Source organism: Candidatus Methylomirabilota bacterium (assembly GCA_036002485.1).
Taxonomy (GTDB): Bacteria; Methylomirabilota; Methylomirabilia; order Rokubacteriales; family CSP1-6; genus AR37.
On record DASYTI010000136.1, the window covers coordinates 1 to 2,292 of the forward strand.

Here is a 2,292-nt window from a genome sequence, read left to right on the forward strand (position 1 = left end):
GGTGACCGCATCGCCAATCCGCGCCTGTGCACCGGCTGCCGGGACGATCTCTTCTACTCGTATCGCCGAGGGGACAAGGGGCGACTAGTATCCATCGCCGCCCTTCCGCTGACGGCCACGCCGTAGCCTTTCGCGGAGGGAGGCCAATGACGCCTCCCGGTGAGCTCGCCAGGTAGGGCGGAGCCCGCGCGTGCTAGAATCGGCCAGCCTGACAGGCCTTCATGCTCGACATTCGCGCCAGTCTTCAAGCGGCACAAGAGCGGGTCGCCGCGGCCTGCGCGCGCTCGGGCCGCAAGCCCGGCGACGTCCTCCTTATCGGAGTGTCCAAGACCGTCGAGATCGAGCGCATCCGGCTCGCCATCGCGGCGGGCGTCCCCGCCCTCGGTGAGAATCGCGTCCAGGAGGCCAAGGACAAGATCGAACGGGTCGGCCGCTCGGTGCCCTGGCATCTGATCGGATCCCTCCAGACCAACAAGGCCAAGGACGCCGCACGCCTCTTCGACTGGATCCAGTCGGTGGATCGCGTAGAGCTGGCCCAGGAGCTCGATCGCCGCGCCCATCAGGCCGAGCGCGTCGTGCGCGTGCTCGTCCAGGTGAATGTCGGCGAGGAGCCCCAGAAGGGCGGCGCGCATCCGGCCGAGCTGAAGCGGCTGCTGGATGCGATCACCGGCCTCAAGAGCCTCGAGGTGCGCGGGCTCATGTGCATCCCGCCCGCCACCGACTCCCTCGAGGCGTCGCGCCGGTGGTTCCGGCGGCTCCGCGAGCTGCGAGATGCCGTCGGGCTCGAGCACTGCTCCATGGGCATGAGCGGCGATTTCGAGGTCGCCATCGAGGAAGGGGCGACCATGGTGCGCGTGGGCACCGCCATCTTCGGCCCGCGGTCGCCCCGGGCCGCCGTCACGGAGGGCGGGGCGTGAGCATCAAGGGCAAGCGCGTGGCCTTCCTCGGGGCCGGCAATATGGGCGAGGCGCTCATCAAGGGCTTGACCCAGGCGGGTCTGGTGCCCGCCACGGCTATCTCTGCCTCCGACGCGCGGGCCGATCGTCTTGCGGACATCGCCAAGCAGTACGGCATCCAGCACGTCAAGGACAATGTGGCGCTCGTGCGGGGCGCCGACGTCATCATCCTCGCCGTCAAGCCCCAGATCATGGCCGCCGTCCTCAAGGAGATCGCGGCGGTGGTGGACGGCGGCAAGCTCCTGATCTCAATCGCGGCCGGAGTGGCCACCCGGAAGCTCCGCGAGCATCTGGGCAAGCCCGCGCGGCTCATCCGTGTCATGCCCAACACGCCGGCCCTCGTGCTCGAGGGGGTGACGGCGATCGCGCGGGCCGACGGCCTCGAGCCCGGCGACCTCGAAGCGGCCCAGGAGCTCTTCGGCGCCGTGGGCAAGGTGGTGGTCCTGGAGGAGGGCGCCATGGACGCCGTCACCGGCCTCTCAGGCTCGGGCCCGGCCTATGTCGCCATCGTCATCGAGTCGCTGGCCGACGGCGGCGTCAAGATGGGGCTCGACCGCGCCACCGCCATGACCCTGGCCACGCAGACCGTGCTGGGCTCGGCGCGGCTCATCCTGGAGACGGGCGCGCATCCGGGCCAGCTCAAGGACATGGTCTCCTCGCCTGGCGGCACGACCATCGCGGGCATCTCCGCTCTCGAGGAGGGCGGGGTGCGGAGCACCTTCATCAGCGCCGTCGAGCGTGCCACCCAGCGCTCGAAGGAGCTGGGGGCGACCTGAGCCGATGCTCGGACTGATCAACCTCCTCATGAACCTGCTGCATATCTACTCCTTCATCATCATCGCGGCGGCCCTCATCACCTGGGTGCAGCCCAATCCCTACAATCCCATCGTCCAGTTCCTGCGGCGGGTGACCGAGCCGGTGCTGCGGCCGGTGCGGGGGCTCGTGCCCCCCGAGAAGCTCGGCGGCCTCGACATCTCGCCCCTCATCGTCCTGGTCGTGATCGAGTACGTGATTCCCCGCGTCTTGCTGGCCTTGCTGCTCTAGCGGAAGTACAGGAGGCGACTGTGCGCATCACACCGATGGACATCCGCCAGCAGCAATTCACCGTGAAGATGTTCCGCGGCTTCGACACCCAGGAGGTGGACACCTTCCTGGAGGATCTGGCCTCGGACTACGAGGCGCTCCTCAAGGAGAACTCGCTGCTCAAGGAGCAGCTGCAGGCGCTCGAGGAGCGCACGCGCGGCCTCGAGGAGCGAGAGAAGGTGCTGCAGGAGACCCTGATGACCACGCAGCGGCTCGTGGAGGAGATGAAGGAGAACGCGCGCCGCGAGGCGAG

4 protein-coding genes are annotated in these 2,292 nt (G+C 68.7%); all 4 read left to right on the plus strand.

Annotated elements, in window-relative coordinates:
* The first annotated feature begins 221 nt into the window (after window positions 1-221).
* Window positions 222-917: a YggS family pyridoxal phosphate-dependent enzyme gene (locus tag VGT00_13415; GenBank protein ID HEV8532411.1), complete on the plus strand. Its 696-nt coding sequence runs from the start codon at window positions 222-224 to the stop codon at window positions 915-917.
* Between the two features lie 2 nt (window positions 918-919).
* On the plus strand, window positions 920-1,732 hold the full coding sequence (gene proC, locus VGT00_13420; protein HEV8532412.1) for a pyrroline-5-carboxylate reductase: 813 nt from the start codon (window positions 920-922) through the stop codon (window positions 1,730-1,732).
* 4 nt (window positions 1,733-1,736) lie between these two features.
* Window positions 1,737-2,000 (plus strand): YggT family protein, encoded by a 264-nt coding sequence (locus VGT00_13425; protein HEV8532413.1) that lies wholly within the window; start codon window positions 1,737-1,739, stop codon window positions 1,998-2,000.
* A 20-nt stretch (window positions 2,001-2,020) separates the two neighbouring features.
* A partial coding sequence (locus tag VGT00_13430) for a DivIVA domain-containing protein (protein HEV8532414.1) occupies window positions 2,021-2,292 on the plus strand: 272 nt, incomplete at its 3' end.